The organism is Microbacterium terrisoli (genome assembly GCF_030866805.1).
Classification (GTDB): Bacteria; Actinomycetota; Actinomycetes; order Actinomycetales; family Microbacteriaceae; genus Microbacterium; species Microbacterium terrisoli.
On record NZ_CP133019.1, the window covers coordinates 1,349,880 to 1,372,533 of the forward strand.

Annotated in this window: 30 protein-coding genes; 13 read left to right on the plus strand and 17 right to left on the minus strand. The window is 68.3% G+C overall.

What is annotated here, in order from left to right; genetic code table 11:
* Nucleotides 1-154: 154 nt before the first annotated feature.
* Nucleotides 155-475: a DUF7882 family protein gene (locus QU603_RS05640; protein WP_441295472.1), complete on the minus strand. Its 321-nt coding sequence runs from the start codon at nucleotides 473-475 to the stop codon at nucleotides 155-157.
* 180 nt (nucleotides 476-655) lie between these two features.
* Nucleotides 656-1,009, minus strand: coding sequence for a DUF7882 family protein (locus QU603_RS05645; RefSeq protein ID WP_308493513.1), 354 nt, complete (start codon nucleotides 1,007-1,009; stop codon nucleotides 656-658).
* Nucleotides 1,010-1,212: 203 nt separating this feature from the next.
* Between QU603_RS05645 and QU603_RS05650 the strand changes: the two genes are divergently transcribed.
* Nucleotides 1,213-1,560, plus strand: coding sequence for a DUF7882 family protein (locus tag QU603_RS05650; RefSeq protein ID WP_308493955.1), 348 nt, complete (start codon nucleotides 1,213-1,215; stop codon nucleotides 1,558-1,560).
* A 62-nt stretch (nucleotides 1,561-1,622) separates the two neighbouring features.
* Complete coding sequence (locus QU603_RS05655) at nucleotides 1,623-2,159, plus strand: DUF6328 family protein (protein ID WP_308493514.1); 537 nt, start codon at nucleotides 1,623-1,625, stop codon at nucleotides 2,157-2,159.
* A gap of 81 nt (nucleotides 2,160-2,240) precedes the next feature.
* Here QU603_RS05655 and QU603_RS05660 read toward each other — a convergent pair whose 3' ends face one another.
* Complete coding sequence (locus tag QU603_RS05660) at nucleotides 2,241-2,405, minus strand: hypothetical protein (protein WP_308493515.1); 165 nt, start codon at nucleotides 2,403-2,405, stop codon at nucleotides 2,241-2,243.
* Between the two features lie 360 nt (nucleotides 2,406-2,765).
* On the opposite strand from QU603_RS05660, the gene QU603_RS05665 reads away from it, so the two are divergent.
* Entirely contained in the window at nucleotides 2,766-3,656 is an 891-nt protein-coding gene (locus tag QU603_RS05665) for an SDR family oxidoreductase (protein WP_370655334.1), read from the plus strand.
* Between the two features lie 15 nt (nucleotides 3,657-3,671).
* Here QU603_RS05665 and QU603_RS05670 read toward each other — a convergent pair whose 3' ends face one another.
* The 4 genes from QU603_RS05670 to QU603_RS05685 all read right to left on the minus strand — a co-directional run bounded on the left by QU603_RS05670 (nucleotide 3,672) and on the right by QU603_RS05685 (nucleotide 6,030).
* Entirely contained in the window at nucleotides 3,672-3,965 is a 294-nt protein-coding gene (locus QU603_RS05670) for a hypothetical protein (RefSeq protein ID WP_308493516.1), read from the minus strand.
* A 132-nt stretch (nucleotides 3,966-4,097) separates the two neighbouring features.
* Entirely contained in the window at nucleotides 4,098-4,748 is a 651-nt protein-coding gene (locus QU603_RS05675) for a response regulator transcription factor (protein WP_308493517.1), read from the minus strand.
* A 31-nt stretch (nucleotides 4,749-4,779) separates the two neighbouring features.
* Nucleotides 4,780-5,748 (minus strand): DNA topoisomerase IB, encoded by a 969-nt coding sequence (locus QU603_RS05680; protein WP_308493518.1) that lies wholly within the window; start codon nucleotides 5,746-5,748, stop codon nucleotides 4,780-4,782.
* Nucleotides 5,749-5,754: 6 nt separating this feature from the next.
* Nucleotides 5,755-6,030, minus strand: a complete 276-nt coding sequence (locus QU603_RS05685) for a hypothetical protein (RefSeq protein ID WP_308493519.1) — start codon at nucleotides 6,028-6,030, stop codon at nucleotides 5,755-5,757.
* Between the two features lie 280 nt (nucleotides 6,031-6,310).
* Here QU603_RS05685 and QU603_RS05690 point away from each other — a divergent pair, with 280 nt between their 5' ends.
* The gene (locus tag QU603_RS05690; RefSeq protein ID WP_308493520.1) at nucleotides 6,311-6,778 is read left to right on the plus strand and encodes an FHA domain-containing protein; all 468 of its coding nucleotides are present in this window, start codon (nucleotides 6,311-6,313) and stop codon (nucleotides 6,776-6,778) included.
* Nucleotides 6,779-6,799: 21 nt separating this feature from the next.
* Here the strand turns inward: QU603_RS05690 and QU603_RS05695 are convergent, their stop codons facing one another.
* On the minus strand, nucleotides 6,800-7,378 hold the full coding sequence (locus QU603_RS05695; RefSeq protein ID WP_308493521.1) for a Dps family protein: 579 nt from the start codon (nucleotides 7,376-7,378) through the stop codon (nucleotides 6,800-6,802).
* A gap of 54 nt (nucleotides 7,379-7,432) precedes the next feature.
* Complete coding sequence (locus QU603_RS05700) at nucleotides 7,433-7,606, minus strand: CsbD family protein (protein ID WP_308493522.1); 174 nt, start codon at nucleotides 7,604-7,606, stop codon at nucleotides 7,433-7,435.
* A gap of 222 nt (nucleotides 7,607-7,828) precedes the next feature.
* On the opposite strand from QU603_RS05700, the gene QU603_RS05705 reads away from it, so the two are divergent.
* Complete coding sequence (locus QU603_RS05705) at nucleotides 7,829-8,149, plus strand: hypothetical protein (protein ID WP_308493523.1); 321 nt, start codon at nucleotides 7,829-7,831, stop codon at nucleotides 8,147-8,149.
* A gap of 125 nt (nucleotides 8,150-8,274) precedes the next feature.
* On the plus strand, nucleotides 8,275-8,544 hold the full coding sequence (locus tag QU603_RS05710; RefSeq protein WP_308493524.1) for a DUF7218 family protein: 270 nt from the start codon (nucleotides 8,275-8,277) through the stop codon (nucleotides 8,542-8,544).
* Here the strand turns inward: QU603_RS05710 and QU603_RS05715 are convergent.
* Genes QU603_RS05715 through QU603_RS05745 form a run of 7 tightly spaced genes read right to left on the minus strand, consistent with a single transcriptional unit; the run spans nucleotide 8,538 to nucleotide 15,949 of the window.
* Nucleotides 8,538-8,798, minus strand: coding sequence for a hypothetical protein (locus tag QU603_RS05715; protein WP_308493525.1), 261 nt, complete (start codon nucleotides 8,796-8,798; stop codon nucleotides 8,538-8,540). The genes QU603_RS05710 and QU603_RS05715 overlap by 7 nt on opposite strands.
* Before the next feature lie 16 nt (nucleotides 8,799-8,814).
* A complete protein-coding gene (locus tag QU603_RS05720; protein ID WP_308493526.1) occupies nucleotides 8,815-9,918 on the minus strand; it encodes an enolase C-terminal domain-like protein in 1,104 nt (367 codons plus the stop codon).
* Nucleotides 9,890-11,326, minus strand: coding sequence for a sugar porter family MFS transporter (locus QU603_RS05725; protein ID WP_308493527.1), 1,437 nt, complete (start codon nucleotides 11,324-11,326; stop codon nucleotides 9,890-9,892). Before QU603_RS05725 ends, QU603_RS05720 begins: the two co-directional genes overlap by 29 nt.
* A 25-nt stretch (nucleotides 11,327-11,351) precedes the next feature.
* A complete protein-coding gene (locus QU603_RS05730; protein ID WP_308493528.1) occupies nucleotides 11,352-13,178 on the minus strand; it encodes a thiamine pyrophosphate-requiring protein in 1,827 nt (608 codons plus the stop codon).
* 13 nt (nucleotides 13,179-13,191) lie between these two features.
* Nucleotides 13,192-14,832: a GMC family oxidoreductase gene (locus QU603_RS05735; RefSeq protein WP_308493529.1), complete on the minus strand. Its 1,641-nt coding sequence runs from the start codon at nucleotides 14,830-14,832 to the stop codon at nucleotides 13,192-13,194.
* Nucleotides 14,829-15,485 carry a gluconate 2-dehydrogenase subunit 3 family protein gene (locus tag QU603_RS05740; protein WP_308493530.1) on the minus strand — a complete coding sequence of 219 codons (657 nt, stop codon included), beginning with the start codon at nucleotides 15,483-15,485 and terminating at the stop codon, nucleotides 14,829-14,831. Before QU603_RS05740 ends, QU603_RS05735 begins: the two co-directional genes overlap by 4 nt.
* The gene (locus QU603_RS05745; RefSeq protein ID WP_308493531.1) at nucleotides 15,482-15,949 is read right to left on the minus strand and encodes a hypothetical protein; all 468 of its coding nucleotides are present in this window, start codon (nucleotides 15,947-15,949) and stop codon (nucleotides 15,482-15,484) included. Before QU603_RS05745 ends, QU603_RS05740 begins: the two co-directional genes overlap by 4 nt.
* 208 nt (nucleotides 15,950-16,157) lie before the next feature.
* Between QU603_RS05745 and QU603_RS05750 the strand changes: the two genes are divergently transcribed.
* The 3 genes from QU603_RS05750 to QU603_RS05760 all read left to right on the plus strand — a co-directional run bounded on the left by QU603_RS05750 (nucleotide 16,158) and on the right by QU603_RS05760 (nucleotide 17,951).
* Nucleotides 16,158-17,069 carry an NAD-dependent epimerase/dehydratase family protein gene (locus tag QU603_RS05750; protein ID WP_308493532.1) on the plus strand — a complete coding sequence of 304 codons (912 nt, stop codon included), beginning with the start codon at nucleotides 16,158-16,160 and terminating at the stop codon, nucleotides 17,067-17,069.
* Between the two features lie 104 nt (nucleotides 17,070-17,173).
* The gene (locus tag QU603_RS05755) at nucleotides 17,174-17,338 is read left to right on the plus strand and encodes a hypothetical protein (RefSeq protein WP_308493533.1); all 165 of its coding nucleotides are present in this window, start codon (nucleotides 17,174-17,176) and stop codon (nucleotides 17,336-17,338) included.
* Between the two features lie 4 nt (nucleotides 17,339-17,342).
* On the plus strand, nucleotides 17,343-17,951 hold the full coding sequence (locus QU603_RS05760) for a mismatch-specific DNA-glycosylase (protein WP_308493534.1): 609 nt from the start codon (nucleotides 17,343-17,345) through the stop codon (nucleotides 17,949-17,951).
* A gap of 2 nt (nucleotides 17,952-17,953) precedes the next feature.
* Here the strand turns inward: QU603_RS05760 and QU603_RS05765 are convergent, their stop codons facing one another.
* A complete protein-coding gene (locus QU603_RS05765; protein WP_308493535.1) occupies nucleotides 17,954-18,709 on the minus strand; it encodes an MBL fold metallo-hydrolase in 756 nt (251 codons plus the stop codon).
* A 73-nt stretch (nucleotides 18,710-18,782) separates the two neighbouring features.
* Between QU603_RS05765 and QU603_RS05770 the strand changes: the two genes are divergently transcribed.
* From QU603_RS05770 to QU603_RS05785, 4 genes are all read left to right on the plus strand, one after another.
* On the plus strand, nucleotides 18,783-19,379 hold the full coding sequence (locus QU603_RS05770) for a TetR/AcrR family transcriptional regulator (RefSeq protein ID WP_308493536.1): 597 nt from the start codon (nucleotides 18,783-18,785) through the stop codon (nucleotides 19,377-19,379).
* A 78-nt stretch (nucleotides 19,380-19,457) separates the two neighbouring features.
* Nucleotides 19,458-20,696, plus strand: coding sequence for an alanine racemase (locus QU603_RS05775; RefSeq protein ID WP_308493537.1), 1,239 nt, complete (start codon nucleotides 19,458-19,460; stop codon nucleotides 20,694-20,696).
* Nucleotides 20,693-22,006, plus strand: coding sequence for a D-arabinono-1,4-lactone oxidase (locus QU603_RS05780; protein ID WP_308493538.1), 1,314 nt, complete (start codon nucleotides 20,693-20,695; stop codon nucleotides 22,004-22,006). The genes QU603_RS05775 and QU603_RS05780 overlap by 4 nt, the downstream gene beginning before the upstream one ends.
* An 80-nt stretch (nucleotides 22,007-22,086) precedes the next feature.
* A complete protein-coding gene (locus tag QU603_RS05785) occupies nucleotides 22,087-22,653 on the plus strand; it encodes a LemA family protein (RefSeq protein WP_308493539.1) in 567 nt (188 codons plus the stop codon).
* Nucleotide 22,654 lies beyond the last annotated feature (1 nt).

Sequence of the window (22,654 nt, forward strand, 5' to 3'; positions counted from 1 at the left end):
ACGCCGGATGGGCACATCCGACGTGGGCGCGCATGCAGGCCGACCGACGGAACGAAGCAACCCCATGTCGGAATCATCGGCGAGGGCGGGGTCGGCAGAGAAGGGGATTGATCCCGGCCGTCGGTTGACGTATAGGCGATACGAGCGTGCGTGCTCAACCGACGGATTCACTCGCGACATCGGCCGGTTCCTGCACCAGCCGCAGACCGCCGACCGCATTGGCCGCCTCGGCGAGCAGCTGGAGCCAGGCACGGTTGATGCTCGGCGGCCGGCTGCCCTGGTATTTGAACACGAGGGACGAGCTTTGATTGATCCATATCGTCGTGCGGCCGCCGCCCACGCTCGGCTCCGCGTACCAAGTGAAGGTGACGGGCTCGCCGCGGCGCAGCTTGTCGGAGATCACGACCTGGAGATGGGCGAGGGGCCGGTCATCGATCTCCATCTTGACCCGGCCCTCATAGCTCAGGTACCCCATCTGCGTGCGGTTCGGATGTCATCCACAGTGGTCACTGTAGCTGTGGCGGCCTCACCCTTCGGGGTGAAATCCCGCTGCCTGCGGCCCCGCCCACCCGCTCACTCACTGCCGGGACGCAGGACTGTGGGGACGCGGCTCAGCCGACTCGATCCCGCCGGAAGGGGTCTGGGCGAGGACGATTCATTCGGCCGCGGAGGGAACCGGCTTCTCCCCCCCTGCCATCCCTGCGAGCGGCTCGGGGGTCGGTTCCCGAGTGAGCCGAAGGCCGGAGAGGGAATTGGCCTCGACGGCCAGCGCCTCCAGCCACGCCCGGTTCAGTTCCGGCTGGCGACTGCCGTAGTACTTGAACACGATGTTCGCCTGCGAGCTCAGCCACACCGTCGTGCGCCCTTGGCCGTAAGACGGATCATCGAACCAGGTGAACGGAAACGCCTCGTTGCGGCGGAGCTTGTCGACGATCACGAATTGCAGGTGGAAGAGGGCACGATCTTCGATCTCAGTCTTGACGGACTCCTCGTAGATGAATTGGCCCATGGTCCAGCTCTCCTCCGGTCTCACGACGTCGCACCGCATTGCGCCGCAGTTCTGGGCATTCGCTTCGTTCCGCCTCGCTCTGCCCCACAATATCGTGCAGACCACTGTGACGGTGCAACGCCGTCGGGCGCGCAGATGGCCCCATACTTGGCTGGGGAGCTATTGCTCACCGTCCAGGCGACCTGATGAACCGGAGCGGCACCATGGGCACGATGTACTACGGCGGTCCCGATACAGCGATCCACATCGAGGACCGTGCGCTTGCACACTTGAAGGTCGTCATCGCGACCAAGCTGCGGCGGGGCGAGAGCTTCACCCTGTCATGGCAGCACCCGGACGGCGAGCCGCGTGGTCGCTCCACCGTGTGGCTGCATCCGTCGATACCGTTGCGGTTCGTGTTCGATGCACCGCAGCCGCCGGAACTGAACCGGGAGTTCCTGCACGACCTGGCGAACTCGGCCAACACCTCCGGTGGGATCCAGCTGATCGCCGAGCACATCCACATCACACCGGACGACGCGGCCGCTGCCGCCCCATCGCCTCAGGAATAGCCGCTGCCGCCGGAGAAGACAAGCCCGTGGACGGCTCGGGCATGCGGTGCGATCCTGGCGAGATGGACGACACGACGGCCTCGGCCGGATCCGAGGATTCGACCGAGGCCATGCGCGGCGAGCCCCGTGACCGGAACGAGACAACGGCGGAACGGGCGGACCGGAACTGGACCGATCTGCTGCAAGAACTCCGGGTCACTCAGACCGGAACACAGTTGATCGCAGGGTTCCTGCTGACACTGCCGTTTCAGCAGCGCTTCACCGAGCTGGGAACTCTGCAGCTGGTGATCTACATCGTGCTCGTGTTTCTCGCCGCATTCGCGACGGGGATCGGCCTGGCGGCCGTCGCCTTGCACCGGGGTCTGTTCCGCCGACACCGAAAGCCGCTCTTGGTGGCCACGGGCGACAAGCTCCTGCGCGTGAACGTCGGCCTGACCGCGCTGCTCACTTCGGGCATCGTGCTGCTGATCACAGACGTGGTGTGGGGCAGCAGTCTGCTCGGCTGGGTCTGCGGGGCGGTCGTGCTGGTCGTGCTGGCCATGCTGCTGTGGCTCGTGCCGGCCCTTGAGCGCCGGGCAACGCAGACGACCGGGCGCTGAGGAGCGCCCGGTCGGCTGCGCGTTGCGACCCGCGGCGCCGCGCAGCCGGCAGGCCACCGACGACGCCGCGGATCATGCGCGTCACACGCGGTTGCGTCCGCCGACCAGTCGGAACAGGAAAGCGATCAGCGCGATGACGCCGACGATGATCGCCACCCACAGCAACCACGACAGAGCGGCATTGAGCCCGCTGAAGATGGCCACGATGATGGCGACGATGACGATGATGGCGAGCACGATATTCATGGCGACTCCTGTTCTGCGTCGAGCCGTGGTGCCGACGTCCGATACCCCAATCTGCCAGTCCAGCAGGCGGACGCACACCCGCTTGAACATCCAGGGCAAGCATGCTATCAGGGTGCCTGGGCGCGCCTCGTCCGTTTCTCCACTTCGTGACATCGTCGGACGTCGCCGTCGATGTCGCCGCGAACCGGCAGTCCGAGTTCCTGCAGTTCTGCCGCCTTCAGACCGGCGCGGCCAGGCGAGGACCAGTCCGCGTCCTCGCGGATGGCGAGCCCGCGCGAGCCGCCTCTTGTCAAGGGCCTCGTCGTGGGCCGGTGTCGTGCGTAGCGTGACGCCGAAGCGACCACGGGAGGAAGGACAGTCATGAGCATGCCGAACAATGCCGGTGACCCGCGCGACGAGTATCGGGAGGAGGGCTTTCCCGGCCAGGAGCAGGATCAACCCGGCCAACTCGAGGAGACAAGGCCCCGACCCGATCATGGTGAGCACAGCTACCGCGGCCATGGGCGGCTGCAGGGGCGCAAGGCGCTCGTCACCGGAGGCGACTCCGGCATCGGCCGGGCGGTCGCGATAGCCTTCGCCCGTGAGGGGGCCGATGTCGCGATCGCTCATCTGCCTGAGGAGCAAGGGGATGCGAACGAGACCGTCCGCCTCATCCGTGACGCGGGACGCGAGGGGCTCAGCCTGCCCGGCGACGTGCGGGACGAGGCGTTCGCCGCGCAGATCGTCGACCGCACGCGAACCGGACTGGGCGGCCTCGACATCCTGGTGCTCAATGCCGGGTATCAGAAGGACCGGGCCGGCCTGGCGACCCTGGAGACGGCTGAATTCGATCGGGTGCTGCGGACCAATCTCTACGGCCTCATGTTCACGGCGCGAGCGGCCGTGCCGGGCCTGGAGGCCGGGGCGTCGATCATCGTGACGGCGTCGATCCAGGCGTTCCAGCCGTCGCCGACCCTGATCGACTACGCCATGACCAAGGCTGCGCAGGTCGCGTTCGTCCGCGCCCTGGCCGAGGAGCTCGGCCCCGCAGGCGTGCGGGTGAACGCGGTGGCACCGGGGCCGATCTGGACGCCCCTCATTCCGGCGACCGGCTGGGACGAGGAGAAGCTGAACGCATTCGGACAGGACACGCCTCTGGGGCGTGCCGGACAGCCCGCGGAGGTGGCGGGCGCCTACGTCTACCTCGCCTCGGAAGAGGCCTCGTATGTCTCCGGGGCCGTGTTGCCGGTCACCGGGGGAAAACCGCTGTGACGGGGGCGCCTCCCGTCAGGGGATATCCTCCGCGGACGCGCCCAACAGCCGCCGTGCCAGGGCCTTGATCCGCGCGGCGGCCTCGGACGCTCCGGCCAGGACATCCGCATCGGGGGGCGAATCCTCGCTCGCGACATCCGTCCCGCCGAGCACGACCGAACAACTGCGCAGACGTCCGCCGGCCGCGATCGGTATCGTCACGACGTCGGAGGTGCCCGCGCCACGGAGCGCATGCTCATAGAGGAGGACGGCGTCCGCGACCTCGTTGGTGGTTTGGAAGCGCCCGCCCGCGACGACGAGATCCCTCATGGCGTCACCGTCGGCCGGTCGTGGTCCCTGTCGGTCGAGCTGTCAGTATCGCTGCTCATCTTGTCTCCGTGCAGAACGATACGGGCCGCCGCCCGCACGACGCACGGGGATTGCAGGACAGCGCGTGCCGTGCTAGCGCGGTGCGTGCGCGGTGGCCCCCGCCTTCGCCGGGCGGAAGCCGTGGTCGACCCCCCAGAGCACCGCATTGGCCCGATCACCGACCCCGATCCGGCGATAGCAGGTGCGGATGTGCGTCTTGACCGAGTTGACCGAGAGATGCATCCGTTCGGCGATCTCGTCGTTGGAGAGTCCCTGCGTGATGAGGGCGAGGACCTCGCTCTCGCGCAGCGTCATGCCTTCTTCGCGGCCCGGCCAGTCGTTGCCGACCGGTGCGGCGAAACGGCGCGGTCGTCCATCGTCCGGGTGCCGCCCGGCGTGCACCGCGATCAGCGCTTCCACCAGTTTGGCAGCCGGCAGCGCTTTGGACAGATACGCATCGGCGCCATGGTCGAGTGAAGCCTGGATGAGGTCGCCGTCGAGGTTCCACGTGTATACGGCCACGCGTCGTGCGTGGCCGTTCTCGACCAGACGACGAACATCGCGGTGATCACCGGGGAACGCGGCGAACGTGTCGTAGAGGGCGATGTCCACCGTCTGCTCGACATCCTCGTTCGCATCGAGCTCGACCACTCGAACGACATCGCTGTAGCTGCGCAGCATGGCAGCCACGCCTTCAACGACGACCTGATAGTCGTTGACCACCGCGATCCGGATCTGGCCCACGGTGGTCACTGTAGCCCACGCGCCCTCATCCTCACCGCTCGTCGGCCAGGAGGCGGCGGATCGCCGACTCCGGACGCAGCCCGAGTTCGAGGAGGCGCCCGGCCCGATAGGCCGTGAACACGCCTGGGGCGATGTAGCTGCCGCGGGCGACAGCCGGTGTGTTGCCCAGAGACTGCGCCACCGCCCGCACGGCGACGGCCTCGGCGTGCTTCCGCGTGCGGGCGTCGTCCGCGAGGCCGATCCGGGCCAGGGCGCGCGCGGCGAGGACCGTGCCGTGCAGCGTGCGGAAGTCCTTGGCGGTGAAGTCACCCCCCGTGATCTCACGGATATGCCTGTTCACGTCGGTCGGCGTGAGCCGGACATGTCGGCGCCCGACCGGGTACCACAGCAGGGGAGCGCGCCCCGGCCCGGCAGCAAGGGGCTCCATTGCGGCCGCGAGCTCGGCGTCATCGATCTCGAGGAGGGCGCGCTTTCCGCTCTTGGCGGGAAACGACAGTGTCACCGTGGGCGCCGCGATCACGGCATCGCGTCGCCGCAACGTGGTCAGTCCTCGGCTGCCGTGGCGCGCGAGATACCGATCGGAGCCGACGCGCGGCGCCGCCTCGTCGAGCAGCCGGAAGGCGACCGCCAAGGCATGATCACGGTCGAGCGTGCCGCGGCGCAGCGCCGAGGTGACCCGACCCCGGGCACCGGGGAGCGCTTCGGCGAGCTCCAGCGCGCGAGCGAACTTGCCGCGGTCTCGGCCAGCACGCCAGCGGGGGTGATACAGATACTGCGTACGACCGGCCTCGTCGGTGCCGACCGCCTGGATGTGGCCCAGCGGCGCCGCCGAGATCCACACGTCGTCCCATGCCGGCGGAATGACCAGCTGCTGGATGCGCCGCCGGTCTGCGCGGGCCGCATCGCGGCCGCTCTCGTCGAGATAGCGGAAGCCCGATCCGGCACGTACCCGTCGATAGCCGGTGTCGACGCGCGGTCGGACCCGCGCGAGCCTGGCCACGACGGCTCACTCCACCGAGCTCGACAGCGGCGTGCCCTTCTCCGACGCGCCGGCGAGCGACGCGGGCCGAGCGCCTGCCGGCCGCGGGCAGGCGTCCATGTTCTGGCGACGCCGCGCAAGTTCGGCCGTCAGCGCGCGCTCGCGCGATCGGAGCGAGAAGCAGTCCCCGCTCTCGCGCCCCTTCTCGACCTGCTCGAGAGCGATCAGCAGCTCGCGAATGGTGGCCTGGCTCATGTCGCCGATCAGTTCACCCGATGACTCACCCATCAGATCCGCTCCCATTCTGAAGCACCTGCTTCGTCCGCGGGGGCCGGTCCCGCGACGCACCCCCCCGAGTGGTCGCGGGACCCTTGCCCCTCGACCAGAATCCTGACATCCACTCCCGAGAACGCGTGCGGGGTTGACTTCGATGGGCGCGCGGTGCTAAACGGTGCGAGACCGCGCGGGAGGTCGCTCGGAGGAGGCAGATGACGCGGGCCTCGTCAAGCCCCTGTCGCGCCCGGTGTGCCGGGCCGAGCATGGAGGCACGCGTCGAGGCCGGCGCGGCTGGACGGGAGGAAGCATGATCAAGCCAGAGATATCCACGACGCATGCCGGGTGGGGCGAGGGGAGGCCGCGCCTGATCATCGTCGGCGGCGGAGACCGTACCGAGGTGGCGTTGCAGCACGATGTCACGCGCATCGGCTCGGGGCCGGATGCCGACATCCGACTGGACGGCATCGGCACGGTGGCCGGTGAGGTGGTCCACGATGAGATGGACGAATACGTCTTCGTTCCGCATGAGCCAGCTCAGACCAGCGCGCGTCCGGAACCGATGGGCACGGTCACCGGCCAGGACGGCGTGGTGCTGCGCACGGGCGCCCGGTTCGCTCTGGGGAGCTGGTCGTTCGTGTACATGCGCGACGAGTTCGCCGACCACGGCCGGCCATACGGCGGACGCGAGGGCGGCGAAGGCGAACATCAGCGGAGCCAGCCCGAGCGCCCCGACTACTCGGCGGAGGTGCCGGAGACGGACGCAGAATCTGACTGACGCCGCCCGGCACCCTCCCCCTCAGCCTCGTGGTTCGCGGTTCTCCGCGCTCACCATCCAGGAGAGCTGTTCGATCCGCTCGAGAATCGTATGCAGGATGTCGGCGGTGGTCGGATCCTCCGCGTCCACGTCATCGTGCACCCGGCGGCACGTGTGGGCGACTGCGTCGAGCCGCTTCGTCATCGCCCCGATCACGACCGGCGTCGCCAGTTCCCCCTGCTCGATGGTGGGCAGGGTCGTGGTCGCCGACACGACATCGCTGCGGCCATCAGGCAGCGCGTGCAGCGAGCGCATCCGCTCGGCGATCATGTCGGCGAACACGCGGGCGTCGGCGACGATCTCATCCAGCTGCAGATGGGTGTCGCGGAAATTCGGCCCCACCACGTTCCAATGCGCCTGCTTGCCCTGCAGTGCGAGTTCGATCAGGTCGACCAGCACGGCCTGCAGGTGCCCGCTCAGCTTCTGCGATGCGGCGAAACCGGACTCCGCGTTCTGTTCTGCGGTCAGCCGGTCGTCGATCTCGCGGGCCGCGGTCTCGTCGGCCTTCGACTTCTTGGGCCTGGTCTTCTTCGGACTGGCTTTCTTCGTGTCGGTGCTCATGATTCCTCCTGGTGGTGCGGGGCAGGCCGCGGGGCCTGCCCCGCACCGGGTCGGCTACTTCTTGAATGCGTCCTTGACGTTCTCAGCGGCGTCGCGGAGGTGGCCCTTGGTCTGGTCGGCCTTGCCTTCCGCGACGAGCTTCTCGTCGTCGGACACATGTCCGACGGACTCCTTGATCTTTCCGCCGCCCTTCTCGGCAGCGGCCTTGATCTTGTCATCTGCACTCATCGGTTCGTTTCCCTTCTGATCTGGTCTTGCGGTCTGGCATTGAGCGTCCATCGTGGGCCGCGTGGGTGCCGCACCGCGACCGGGTTGACTATTGCGCTCGCGTGAGATACCGGGGAGACAGGGCGGCATAGGACATGCTGCACTCCCGCGCAAGGGGGTTGGCATGGCTGCACCGACCCGGCAGGCTGATGATCGTGAGCCGGTCCAAGGGGAGGTACGGTGATGGCGCAACGGCGATCGGGAGATCCGCTGCGGGTGACCGCGCAACCGGCCCTGACCACCTCCACCGGACGTCGGTGGCTGATCTGGGGCGCCGTGCTGGCCGCGGTGTCGGTTGGAGTGCTGGTCGCCTTGGCACTCGTGCGCAACCCGGCCGGCTGGGTGGCCGTCGCGATCGTGATCGCGCTCTATCTGGCGATGGTGGTCGTCCGCGTCGTCGTCGCGGCGACACGCGCACGACTCATTGTGCTCGCGTGCCTGATGGGCGCGATCGCCATTGTCGCGCTGGTGTCGATCGTCGTGGTGGGCGCGCTATCGGCGTGAAACCCCCGCGCCGGCGGCTGATACGAATCTGCGGCGAGTTGTCAACGCCCTATCCGCCGGGCGGTGCCGAGCCTAGCGTGGGCGACGCGCATGACACAGAATCGCACGGACGAAGGAGAGAGAACATGCCGCGCACATCCACACCGAAGAGCCTGAAGGACCCCGAGCTGTACGAAGAGCTGCGCGACGACGGCGCCTCCAAAAGCAAGGCGGCTCGCATCTCCAATGCGGCGGCAGCCCAAGGCCGCAGCCGAGTCGGTCGCCGTGGCGGTGAAGCCGCCGATTATGAGGACCGCACCGTGGCGCAGCTGCGGGCGCGCGCGAAAGAACTGGGGCTGCACGGATACTCGGGCAAAACCAAGGCGCAGCTCATCGAGATGCTCCGCAATCACTGACGCGCTCGGCTGCGCCCGAGCGCGCGGACGAGCACCGCCGCACCGATCGCCATCGCCGCGGCGATCGCGATCCGCCGGATGCGGACTGTGCCCACGGCCGGTACGAGGCGGTGACGCAGTCGGGCGGCGCGATGCAGCTTCGCCTTCAGCGCGATCACGTCCTCGGCGAGATCTGCGCGCGCCTGTTCGACATCGGTCATCGACTCGTTCGTCATGCCGATCCAGGGCCGCTCGACCTCGTTTTGCCAACTCACGTGCGGCTCCTTCCCGCTAGCCGGTCCGATACGGTGCGACGTCACCGGCGCGCAGAGTCAGACCGGTGCCGGGGGCTGCCGCGTCCAGCGTCAGCGTCCCGCCCTGCGGATCCAGCGCGCCGTCGAAGAATCGGGTTTCGATCCGGACGTGATCGTGGAACCACTCCAGGTGACGCAGGTTCGGCGTCGCCGCGGCCACATGCGCGTGCAGGTGCGGGCTGCAATGCGCCGACACGTCGAGACCGGATGCCGCGGCCACGGCTGCCGCGCGCACCCATTCCGTGATGCCGCCACAGCGCGACGCGTCGATCTGCAGACAGTCCACCGCCTGTGCGTCGCACATACGCCGGAAGTAGACCAGGTCGAACCCGTACTCGCCGGCCGTGACATCCGCATCGACCGTGTCGCGGACTTCCCGCAGTCCGTCCAGGTCGTCCGATGACACCGGCTCTTCGAACCATCGCACGTCGAGGTCGGCGGCGGCCCGCGCGAGCCGGATGGCCTGCTTCGGCGTGTATGCGCCGTTCGCATCCACGTACAGCTCCGCATCCGCACCGATGACGCTGCGGGCCTGCCGCATCCGCTCCAGGTCGTGGGGCACCGCCGTGCCCCACGACTGGCCGATCTTGATCTTGACGCGCGGAATGCCGTCGTCGTGCACCCAGCCGCCCAGCTGCTGCGCCAGCCGCCGGTCGGAGTATGTCGTGAAACCGCCGCTGCCGTACACGGGGACGGTGTCGCGCACAGCGCCGAGCAGCCGGTACAGGGGGATGTCGAGCAGGCGCGCCTTCAGATCCCACAGCGCGGTGTCGACGGCTGAGATCGCATAGCCGATCGCCCCCTGCCGACCGCTGTTGCGCACGGCCCTGACCATGCTCTGGAAGCAGCGGCCGGTCTCCAGCGGGCTGCGCCCGATCACGAGCGGCGCGAGCGTCGTGCGGATCACCGCGGCGCACTCCGCAGCGCCGTACGTCCACCCCGTCCCGACGAGCTGACCGGAATGCGCCTGCACGAGCACCATCGTCGTGGAATCCCAGGCGATGGTGCCGTCTGCTTCGGGCTCATCGGTCGGGACGGTGTACACCTGCACGTCAAGATGATCGATCTGCGGATCCGTCATCGCCCCCCGCTTCCTCGTGCCGTGAATCCCCGGCGCGCGAGCCGACCAGCTCGTCTTGGATCTGCTCCAGGGACTTGTCCTTGGTCTCGGGCACCTTCCACGCGAAGAACAGGAACGCGAGGACTCCGAGCCCGCCGAAGAGGAAGAACGTGCCCTGGCGGCTGATCAGCGAGATCAGGGTCAGGAACGTCCCGGCGACCACGAAGTTGGCCGCCCAGTTGACCACCGTGGCCACCGACATCGCCTTGCTGCGGATGCCCATGGGATAGATCTCGGAGATCATCAGCCAGAACACCGGCCCGAGGCCCACCGCGAACGAGGCGATGTAGACGAGCAGGGCCACCAGCGCGAGGTAGCTCGCGCCCCGCTGCAGCGCGGGGGAGGCGAAGAAGACACCCAGGAAGACGATGGCGACGGTGAGACCGGCGGTGCCGATCAGCAGCAGCATCCGTCGTCCCACCTTGTCGAGCAGAAGAACGGCGACGACGGTGAACACGACGTTCGTGACCCCGACGAAGACGGTCTGGGTGATTGCGGCGTTGTCGGTCAGACCGGTCTTGGCCAGGATCGTGGGGGCGTAGTAGATGACGGTGTTGATGCCGACGAACTGCTGGAAGACGGCCAGGCCGAGGCCGATCCAGAGCAGCGGTCGAATGTTCGGTCGCAGCAGATCGCGCAGCGTCGTCGAGCTCTCCTTCTGCTGCGCCTCCTGGATGCCGTGGATCTCCTTGTCGATGTCCGCCTCGGGATCCGAGCCGCGGAGCTTGACCAGCACGTCGCGCGCCTCGTCCTCCCTGCCCTGCTCCATCAGCCACCGCGGCGTGTGCGGCACCGTGAGCATGCCGATCGCCAGTGCGGCGCCGGGAATCGCACCGATTCCCAGCATCCACCGCCACCCTCCGGGCACATTCGCGAACGCGAAGTTGACCAGGTATGCCAGCAGAATGCCCAGGGTGATCAGCAGCTGGTTGAACGAGACGAGCCCACCGCGCACACGGGGCGGCGAGACCTCGGCGATGTACAGCGGAGCCACGAAGGATGCCGTTCCCACAGACAGACCGAGGATGAACCGGAATGCGATCAGCAGGGGGATGCTGACGGCGAAGGCGCATCCGAGCGCGCCGATCACGTAGACGCAGCCGGAGATGACCTTCGTCCATTTGCGGCTCAGCTTGTCGGCGAGGTAACCGGACAGGATCGCCCCGAGGATGGCACCCAGCAGCAGCACCGAGACGATCCATTCCTGCGCCAGGGAGTTGGCATGCAGGTCCTTCTTCACGAACAGCAGCGCGCCGGAGATGATGCCGGTGTCGAAGCCGAACAGCAGTCCGCCGATCGCGGCGATGATCGAGATGCGCAGCAGGAGGCCGTTCCCGCTCGCGCGCATCCCACTGACGAAATCACTCATGGTCTGCTCCCTTCTCAGGGCGGCGTCAGTCGTCCCGCTTCTTGTCGTGATGAAGCGTGCCCTTGATCCGCTCGATGCCTTCCGTGACGAGGGCCTTCGCCGAGTCGACAAGTACCGTCGGCTCTTCCGGGTCGCCCTTCAGCAGCGCCTCGGCAGTGTTCTCGGCGAACTGGAGGGTGATGTGCGGTGGAAGCGGGGGCACGTTCTTGCTCGTGTAGGCGTCGATGAGGGTGACGCCGTGATTTGCGAACGCCGCGTCCCAGGCGGCTCCGACTTCGTCATCGGTGCGGACCTGGATGCCGGTGAATCCCAGCAGCTGGGCCCATCCGGCGTAGTCGACGGATTCGACATCCTGCGACTCGGGCCACACCGGGTTGGCGTCCTCGGTGCGCATCTCCCACGACACCTGCGTGAGATCGTCGTTGTGCAGCACCATGATGATCAGCTGCGGGTTCTCCCACTCCTGTGCGTACTTCTTGATCGTGATCAGCTCGTTCAGACCCAGCATCTGAAAGGCGCCGTCACCGATCGTGCAGATCACACATCGATCCGGGTACGCGAACTTCGCCGCCGTGGCGTACGGCATGGCGGCCAGCATGCTCGCAAGCCGTCCGGACAGATCACCCCGCATGCCGCGGCGCAAGCGGATGTGGTGGCCGTACCAGTCGGCGGTCGATCCTGCGTCGGCCGTGACGATCGCCTGGGGCGGAAGACGCTTGTTGAGCTCGTGGTAGACCCGCCGCGGATTGACCCCATCGTCGTAGCCGACGAGTGCCTGCGCCTCCATCTCGCTCTCCCACTCGACCATCTCGTCGGCGACCTTGCTCTGCCAGCTGTGGTCTCGTTTGGCATCGAGGTGTGGGATGAGCGCCGTCAGGGTGGCCTTCACGTCGCCCCACAGGTTCAGCTCGGTCGGGTATCGCAGCCCCATCTGCTCCGGCTTGAGATCGACCTGGACGGCCCGCGCCTGCCCGGTGGGCGGCAGGAACTGGCCGTACGGGTAGTTCGTACCCAACAGCACGAGGGTGTCGCATCCGCTCATCTGATGCACGCTGGGAAGCGAACCGAGCAAACCCAGCTGCTGCGAGTGATACGCGACGTCGGACGGAACGACGTCCTTGGCCCGGAGCGTCGTGATGATGCCCGCGCCGCACAGCTGGGCGGCCTTGAGCACCTCGTCGGTCGCGCCGTCGGCCCCGTGTCCGACCAGGAAGGTCACCCGGCTTCCGGCGTTGATGATGGATGCCGCCTGCCGGATATCGGTCTCGGGGGGTGTGATCGCAATCGAGGGGGCGACGGCACTGGATCGGGACACCCAGTTCTGCGGTGCCAGCTCGGGCATCTGCATGCCCTGCACGTCGTGCGGCAGCACGACGACGGCGGGACCGAGCCGGACCTGCGCGGTGCGGAAGGCGGTGTCGAGCACCGCCTGCGCCTGCGCGGGGGAGACGACGGTCTGCACATAGACGGCGACATCGGCCAGCATCCGCTCCAGATTGCTCTCCTGCTGAGTGAACGTGCCCAGCGCATCCAGCCCCTGCTGGCCGATGATCGCGACGACCGGCTGGTTGTCCATCTGGGCGTCGTAGAGGCCGTTGAGCAGATGGAAGGCGCCCGGGCTCGAGGTTGCGATGCAGACGCCGACCTCACCGGTGAACTTCGCGTGGGCGGTCGCCATCAGCGCACAGATCTCCTCGTGCGTCGGACGCACGTACTGCAACCCGTCGCCGGAGCGCTGCGCCGCGCCCAGAGCGCCGTCGAACTCGCCGATGCCGTCGCCGGGGAACGCGAAGACGCGGCTGACCCCCCACTGCCTGATCCGCTGGATCACGAAGTCGCTCACAGTTGTCATGACTGTCCCTTCTCTAGCGTTCTGTGCCGTCCGGCGTGTGGATGAAACGTGCCGCCGCACGGGCGGCGTTGGCCATGATCGTCAAGGCCGGGTTCGCGCTGCCTTGAGTGGGCAGCACGCTCCCGTCGACGATCAGCAGGTTGGGCACCGCGAAGCTGCGGCAGTCGGCGTCGACGACGCCGTCGTGCTCGGTCGCGGCCATGCGTGCGCCCCCGACCAGGTGGGCGTAGCGGTCGATCGTGATGACCTCTTCTGCCCCGGCGGCGGTGAGGATGTGCTCCATCACCGCCGTCGCGGCGCGGACGAGGGCCCCGTCGTTCTCACCCTGGGTGTAGTCGAACCGGGCGATCGGCATCCCGTGTCTGTCCTTCTGTTCGGCCAGCGTCACCCGGTTCTGCGGGCGCGGCAGGAACTCGCACAGCGCGCCCAGACACGCCCAGTGGACATAGTCGCTCATGTAATCGCGCAGCGTGGCGCCCCAATGGCCCTGTGCCGCCACGTGCTCTGCCCAGGTGATCGGCAAGGGCGAGACCGTCTGCACCGAGAAGCCGCGCTTGTAGGGCTTGGTCGGATCGGTCTCGTAGAACTGTTCGGTGCTGACCTCGGGCGGCGGGCCCTTCCACATCCTCACCTCGTCTGAGAAGCGACCCGCCGTCTGCGGCGCCCCCTGCACCATGAGGTAGCGTCCGACCTGGTCGAAGTCATTGCCCAGCCCATCGGGGAAGCGATGGGAGGTCGAGTTCAGCAGCAGCCGAGGGGTCTCGATCGAATAGCCGGCCAGGACGACGGTGCGGGCGCGCTGGAATCGCTGCACGCCGCCGCGCACGTAGTGCACGCCGGTGGCCCGGCCCGTGCGCTGATCGATCTCGACGCGCGTGACCATCGAGTCGGGCCGCACCTCGGCGCCGTGCGCGAGTGCATCGGGGATGTGCGTGATCAGCGGCGATGCCTTCGCGTTGACCTTGCAGCCCTGCAGGCAGAAGCCGCGGTAGATGCAGTGCGGCCGATTGCCGAAGCGCCCGCTGGTGATGGCCACCGGGCCGACCCGGGTGCTGATGCCCGCAGCCTCGGCACCGCGCTGGAACACCTCGCCGTTGCCGGAGACCGGGTGCGGACTGTACGGGTAGGAGTGCGGGTCGCCCCACGGCCAGTGCTCGCCTGAGACCGGCAGCTCGCCCTCGATCTGCTCGTAGAACGGCTTCAGGTCCGCGTAGGCGATCGGCCAGTCGGCGCCGACGCCGTCGTCGGACTGAGTGCGGAAATCACTGGGGTGGAACCGCGGCGTGTAGCCGGCGTAATGGACCATGGACCCGCCGACGCCGCGGCCGGAGTTGTTCGAGCCGAGCGGGACGGGATCGTCGCCGCCGAGTTCGCGCGGTTCGGTCCAGTACAGGTCATGCGAGCCCGCCTCATCGCTGACCCAGTCCGTCTCGGGATTCCAGAAGGGACCTGCGTCCATGCCCACCACCGACATCCCTGTCCGCGCCACCCGCTGCAGAAAGGTCGCCCCACCGGCGCCGCAGCCGACGACCACGAGATCGACCTCGTCTTCGTCGGCGAAGGTGCGCATGCTCTCGCGCAGCCGCGGCGCCAGAGCGGACCCATCCGGACTCAGCAGCCACGCCGACTCGTTCCGCGTGCGCACGGTGCTCATGGCGCGTCCTTCCGCGTGCGCCGGGAGGCGACCGGGTCATGGCGCGGGTGCACGTCCGCCACCTCGAACGACTCCCGCTTGCCCACACCCAGGTTCTTGTATCCGCGCGGGTAGGCCGGCCCGTCGAAGCCGATCTCGTTCCACGCCCATGGGTGCGAGTAGAACGCGGTGCAGGCGTAGCGCGTCCACAGGCTCCACACCTGGGCGGCGATCATTCCGTGCCAGCGATCCGTGCCGAGGTCCTGGATCTGCTGCAGGATGTCGTGCTGCTGCGCCCACCGGCACTCGGCGAACGTCATGTCCTGGGCAGCGCGCGCATCGGCATCCAGGCCGGCCAGCGAGTCGCGCCACGCCTGAGCGTCGGGCGGCATCGTGCGGTAGTGCCACCCGTCGGTCTGGTCCTCGGCCAGCCGCACGTCCACCATCTGCACGACCGGGACACGCGGCTCGTCGCGTTGGTCGAGCAGCTGATCGAACAGCGCGAACGCCGCCGCCTCCTCAGCCTCGGTGAAGAACCGCATCGCCGGCTGTCGGCCCAGGCGGCCCTGCACGATCGCGCGGGTCGCGTCATCCCAATGCCGGGCTTGTGCGGTGACGTCGAATCCGGGGAAGCGACCGCCGCCATCGCTCGGCGGGAGCGACAGCGCGCTCACTTCTCCCGCCTCAGCACCGCCGCCAGCAGTCCCATGCCACCGACGAGAGTGACCAGCATCGGGGCCATCAGGGGCGGGCCCATCTCCATGTTGTAGCGGAAATTGCGCCAGCCCCCCGGCTTCTGCCTGATCCCTCGGGCGTGCAGCCACACGCCTTGCAGGCCGTTGGCGATGATCGTCGCCGAAGCGATCGGAAGCACCGTCTTCGCGGCGCGACGACTGCACACTGCTGCGGTCCCGGCGGCGGCACCGAGCGGCCCGAGCACCACGGGCACCCACATCCAGCGGTTCCCGAAGCTCGCCTTGTCATGCTCGAAGAAGATCTCGGCGGCGGTGACGAGCGCTCCGGCCGCCGTCAGAGCGGCCAGGCTCCGTTCGAATCGGCCGGTGCGCACATCGCGCACGATCCGATCGATGCCGTAGACGGCATCCTCCACCGGAGTGGCCGAACGGTGTACGAACATGGGGTCCTCGCAATCCTCGATGGCACGACGGTGTTCTTGGAGGATGCGTCCGGCGGAAGTGTTCGACAAGGGGGTGGCCAATGCCGCGATTCGGGTGTACACCGGTAGTCCGGCGCATGGTGCGATCACGGTACCGGCCGGGGGTCCGGTGCCGTCGCGCCTCGGGTGGCTCCCATGGAGCAGACACGGCTGGTCTGGAGGGCAAGCGATGATCTTCATCACCGGCGGCCTGGGGTTCATCGGCTCGCATGTCACGCGTGAGCTGCTCGACCGCGGCGAGCAGGTGATCGCGGTGCGCCGCGGTCGCGGCCCGTGCTCATTCCTCGTGGGGCGAGGCGGCCTTCGCACAGTGGACGGCGACGTCACCGATCCCGAGATGTGGACGGTCGCGACCGGCGCGTCGACGATCATCCATCTTGCTGCAGGCAGCACCGCAGGTGACCCGATCGAGGGCGTCGTGTCGGCGGTGCGCAGCACCGCGCACGCGCTTCGCACCGCCGGCCAGACGCGGGCCCGAGTGGTCTGCGCCAGCACGATCGGCGTATACGCAGGGACGCCGGCCGCGACGCCCTGGCCTGAGGATGCCGCGCTCGCGCTCGGCGTGCCGGCATCCATCCCCGCAGCCAAGAAGGCGATGGAGTCGCTGCTCGCCGTTGCCGATGACGTCGACACGGCGACCGTGCGACTGCCCGCCGTCTACGGGCCGCTCGGCAACCCGGCCTCGCGCTTCTTCGCGCTTCCTGCGCTCGTGCACGCCGCTGCGCGTGATCGCGCCGCAGAGCTGTCCGCGCCGATGACCGCTGATGCCGGAATAGATCTGGTCGAGGTCGGCGACGCCGCGCGCGCCATCGTCGACCTCGCCCTCTCCCCGCGGCTGGCCCATCGCGTCTACAACGTCGGCTCGGGGCGGGCCACGACGAACGCCGAGATGTTCGCCGCAGTCGCGGCGGCCCGGCCCGGCGCCCACCTCGTCGTGGAGTGGGCAAGCGCCGACGCGACCTCGCCGGCGGTGCTCGACGTCGAGCGCATCCGAACCGACGTGGGCTGGGCGCCTCGCCGTGATCTGGCGGAGGGTGTCGCGCGCTACCTCGCGTGGCTCGAGGGCGGAGAGGAACGGTGAGGAGTACGAGACGCTCCTCAGAGTGTCGGTCCGTCGTTGCGGCGGAGATTGTGGAACGATGAAGCCATCGTGCAGTGCACGTGCCACGGAGAACAGGAGCCTCCATGAACATCGCACTTGTCATCATCATCGTCATCGCGATCATCGTCGCCATCGTCAGCGGGCTCAATGCCGCCCTGCAGTGGCTTCTCTGGGTAGCGATCATCATCGGTGTGATCGCCCTGATCGCGTTCTTGCTGCGCGTGCTCAGCGGTCGCAACCGGTCCTGACCGAGTGCCGTTCAGCAACGCCGAGCTGCGGGCATTCACAGGTCAGACCCTGCCGGATCTGACCCCCGATCCCACTCGGCTGCTGATCGTCGGCATCAACCCGGGGTTGCTCTCGGTGGCCGTCCAGGCCCATTTCGCCCGCCGCGGCAACCGGTTCTATCCGGCGCTGTACCGGGCCGGCATCATCGACCATGTCATCGATGCGTCGGCCGGGTTCGATCCCGATGACCTCGCACAGCTCGAGGATCGCGGCATCGGCATCACCTGCATCGTGGAGGGCGCGACGGGCCGTGCCGCCGAACTGACCCGTGACGAGCTGCGCACGGCGGGGGCGGCTTTCCGCGGACGGATTGCCGGCATCCGCCCTCGCGTGGTCGCATTCCTCGGGATCAGCGCGTATCGCGTGGCGTTCGGGGCACCTCACGCTGTCGTGGGCAGGCAGCCGCAGGACTGGGACGGTGCCGAGGTGTGGGTCGTGCCCAACCCCAGCGGGCTGAACGCGCACGCGTCGCTGGCAGACCTGGCGACCGCGTACCGCGAGGTCGCCGTGCGCGCGGGGATCGAACCGTACCCGCCGACGTCCGAGGCATTCCTGCTGGATGAGGGGCCGTAGGGTCAGGGGGCGACGACGAGGGGGCTGCCGGTGTCGATGACTCTCACCGCAACGGCGGGGGCGAGTCGTTCGACCGCCTTCACGAACAGGCCGGGGTCCTTGTCGCTGCGGAGGATCAGGCGGTCGCCGACTGCGCCGCCGGTGAATGCGTAGTGCTGTGGGACGACGAGTCTCGGGCGAAGCGCGGCGGCGAGCTCCGCGGCATCGTCGGCGTTCATCACCACCTGCTTGTTGCCCGCCATTCGGATGGTGAGACCGTTGACCGGCAGGAGCGCGAGGTCGAACGTTCCGTGTCGCTTGCCGAGGGTCAGCAGCTCAGGCGTGAGCAGCGTGTCGCCTGCGAAGTAGACGCTGCGGCCGCCCGCCTGGATGACGTAGGTGACCTCATAGACGCCGTGCAGTCCGGGGGCGGCGTGGACGGTGATGTCCCCGATCTTCGCGGTCTGCCAGGGTTCGAGCGGTGTGACGTCGGTGAAGCCGGCCTTGCGCGCTTTGGCGACGACAGGCCCGGCGACGACCATCGGAACGTCGTGGTCACGATAGCGACGGAAGGCCCGCAGGTCGCAGTGGTCGTAGTGCTCGTGGCTGATGACGACCGCATCGAGGTGGGGGAGCGTCTCGGGACGAAGCGCGACGGGCTCTCCGGGGTGATAGAACATCTTCTCCGAGAACCACGGGTCGGTCAGGATCGTCTTCTCGCCGATCTGGATCAAGTGACAGCTGTGCGCAATACGGGTGACGGTCAAAGGCTCGCTCATCGTTGTCATAGCCTAATGGTACGCAGTACCAAGCGGAACGCAAGTCCGCCCGGAACGGCGTTACCATAAGTGCATGACTGAGGGTGTCTCACTGATCGAGCGCAAGCAGCGGCGCGCGCGTCAGCGGATCATCGAGGCCGCTGACGAGTTGTTCGCGAGCCGTGGATTCGACCAGGTTTCCGTCAGCGACATCGCGGAACGCGCAGAGGTCGGGCGCACCTCGTTCTTCCGTCACTTCGGCGACAAGCAAGAAGTCGTGTTCGCCCGCGAGCACGAGGTCCTCGCGCTGGTCGCGGCGGAAGACGTCGTCGGGCCCGGGTCGGATCCGCACAGCCTCGCCGACGCGCTGCGCGCGTTGGAGCCGGTCATCCTGCGTATCACCGCCCAGATGATCGCGAACGCCGACGGGTTCCGCCGGCACGTGCAACTCGTGAAGGCCCACGCGGGGCTGCGAGAGCGGGACGCTGCCAAGCTGCAGGTCATCGCCGGCCGGCTGGGCGACCTGCTGACAGTCCGCGGCTGGGACGATGCCGTGTCCGTGCTCTCCGCTCAGCTCGCCGTCGCATGCTTCCAGGCCGCCAGAGGCACCACGACCGACCCGAGGAGCCTGGTGGAGGCCACTCGCAGCGCCTTCGCGCAAACCCTCGCGCTCGGCACTGTGCGGGGGTGAGGTCCCGCTGATCGTGCACGGCCGGGGTGCGGGGTTCGCGTAGGCTGAAGGCGAGTCGACGCGAAGGAGCCCGAACCGATGAGCCTCGACCTGCTCGCCCCCCAGCAGGCTGCCGCAGAACGCCCGTGGATGCACCCGGCTGCATTCTGGCAGTCGATGACGGATGCCGTTGCCGACGTGTCCGGACCCGTCGGCGCCGTGCACCTGGGCGCCCTGCGATACAACGCCCTCGACATGGCGGTGCGCGCGGGTGGTGTGCCGATCCGCGTGGCGAGCAAATCAGTGCGCGTGCGCGAGATCGTGGATGCGACGCTTGCGATTGCGGGCTACCACGGCATCCTCGCCTTCACCCTTCCCGAGGCGCTGTGGCTGGCCCAGAACGGTCATGACGACCTCGTCGTCGGGTATCCGACCGCCGATCGCGCGGCACTGGCGCAGCTGGTCGCCGACGCGGGTGCCGCCGCCCGCATCACGCTCATGGTCGACAGTGTCGACCAGCTCGACCTGGTCGATGGCATCGCCGCACCCGGTCGCCGCCCCGTGATCCGCGTGTGCATCGACGCCGACGCGTCCTGGCGTGCACCCGGGCTCGGGCACGTGGGCGTGCGGCGCTCCCCGGTGCACGATGTGGCCGAGGTGGCGGCTCTCGGGCGCGCCATCGCGGCCCGCGACGGCTTCGCCCTGGTCGGTCTCATGATGTACGAGGCGCAGATCGCCGGCCAGCCCGATCACGACGGTGCGGGAGACACCGTGATCCGCTGGATGCAGCGGCGCTCCGGGCACGAGCTGCTCGCCCGCCGCGCCGCGATCGTGGACGCGCTGCGTGCGATCGCCCCCCTCGAGTTCGTCAACGGCGGCGGCACCGGATCGATCGAGCTCACAGCATCCGACCCCTCCGTCACCGAGGTCACCGCCGGCAGCGGGCTGTTGGCCGGGCACCTGTTCGATCGGTACCGCGTGTTCGAGCCGGCGCCGGCGGCCGCGTTCGCCCTGGAAGTGGTCCGCAAGCCTGCGGCCGACATCGCCACGGTCTTGGGCGGAGGATGGATCGCCTCCGGACCGCCCGTGGCTTCACGGCAGCCGCTGCCGGTGTGGCCCGAGGGCCTGCACACACTCGGTCGCGAGGGTGCCGGCGAGGTGCAGACACCGCTGCAGGGCGAGAGCGCCCGCGCACTGAAAGTGGGGGACCGGGTCTGGTTCCGGCATGCCAAGAGCGGCGAACTCGCGGAGCGCGTCAATGGGTATCGGCTGGTCGAAGCGGGCCGCGTCGTCGGCGAGGTGTCGACGTATCGCGGCGAAGGAAAGGCGTTCCTGTGACACGGCCGGGCGGCGAATGGCGCAACTGGGGCAGGTCTGAACGGGTGCGACCCAAGCGCATCGAGTACCCCGCGGGCAACGAAGCGGTGCGCCGCGCCGTTCAGGCCGCGGCCCGTCGCGGTCTGGCGGTGAAGGCCGTGGGATCAGGGCACAGCTTCACCGGTATCGCCGTGGCGCCCGACATCATGCTCGACCTGCGCGAGCTCACCGGCGTGGTGCGGGTAGACCGCGAGCGGGGGCGTGTCACTCTGCGGGCGGGCACGCCGCTGCATCGCATCCCCGCCCTTCTGCGCCCCTACGGCCTCGCCATGCAGAACCTGGGCGACATCGACCGGCAGACGATCGCCGGTGCCATCTCGACCGGCACGCACGGCACCGGTGCGCGTTTCGGCAGCATCGCCACCCAGGTCACCGGTGCGGTGCTGGTCACCGCCGACGGCGAGCTGCTCACCGTGGATGAAGAGCACGACGCCGACCTGCTGCCCGCCGTGGCACTGGGACTGGGCGCCCTGGGTGTGCTCGTCGAGGTGACGCTGCAATGCGTGCCCGCGTTCATCATGCACGCCGTCGACCAGCCAGGGCCGCTGGAAGCGACCCTGGATCGGCTGCCCGAACGGGCCGCGCAAGCCGACCACTTCGAGTTCTACTGGTTTCCGCACACCGATGTCGGTCTGACCAAGACCAACACCCGCATGCCCGGTGACGCACCGCGCCATCCGCTTCCGGCAGTGGGCCGCTGGATCGACGAAGAGCTGCTGTCCAACGGCGTCTACCGTGCGGTGTGCGCCGCCGGCACCGCCGCACCTGCGCTCATCCCGCCGTTCTCTCGGCTGGCGGTGCGACTGACCGGCAACCGCGAGTACACCGACTGGTCGTACCGCGTGTTCACGCAGGACCGGGGCGTGCGCTTCCGGGAGATGGAATACGCGCTGCCGGAAGCGAACGTGCGACCCGCCTTCGATGCGCTGCGCGCGCTGATCTCCGACCGCGGCTGGCGGATCTCGTTCCCCGTGGAGGTGCGCTTCGCCGCCGCAGACGACCTGTGGCTCTCGACCGCGCACGGCCGTGCGACCGGCTACATCGCCGTCCACCGGTACTGGCGTGAAGATCCCGCTGAGTACTTCGCCGCGGTCGAAGAGATCATGCTGGGGTTCGGCGGCCGTCCGCACTGGGGAAAGCTGCACACGCTGGATGCCGCAGCCCTGCGCGAGCGGTATCCGCGATTCGACGACTTCGTTGCGCTGCGCGATCGGCTCGATCCTGAGCGCCGGTTCGGCAATGCCTACCTGCAGCGTGTGCTCGGTGAGTAAGCGCTGAGAGAACCACCTCCCGCCTCGGATCGCCCGAGGGGCGGCGGTTAGGATGGGGACAATCGAACGGAGACTGCTCAATGGAATGGCTGATCCCTGTCATCGTCGTGGTCGCGCTGATCTTGATCATCGGGATCTATCTGTGGGCTACGTACAACTCGCTCGTGCAGTTGAACGTGCGCGTGGATGAGGCCTGGAGCGACATCACGGTGCAGCTCAAGCGGCGCGCCGACCTGCTGCCGAACCTCATCGAGACGGTCAAGGGGTACGCCGCACACGAGAAGGCGGTCTTCGAGAACGTCACCCAGGCCCGTGCCGAGACGCTGGGCGCCGGGGGGCCGGCCGAGGCAGGCGTGGCCGAAGGCCACATGCAGCAGGCGCTGAAGTCTCTGTTCGCCGTCGCCGAGGCATATCCGCAGCTGCAGGCGAGTCAGAACTTCCTGCAGCTGCAGCAGCAGATCGTCGACACCGAAGACAAGATCCAGGCATCCCGTCGCTTCTACAACGGCGGTGTGCGCGAGTTGAACACGAAGGTCAAGGTCTTCCCGAACAACCTGTTCGCCCGCAATCTCGGATTCAACGAGCGCGAGTTCTTCGAGGTGGTCGACGGAGCCGCGATCGCAGAACCACCCCGCGTCCAATTCTGAT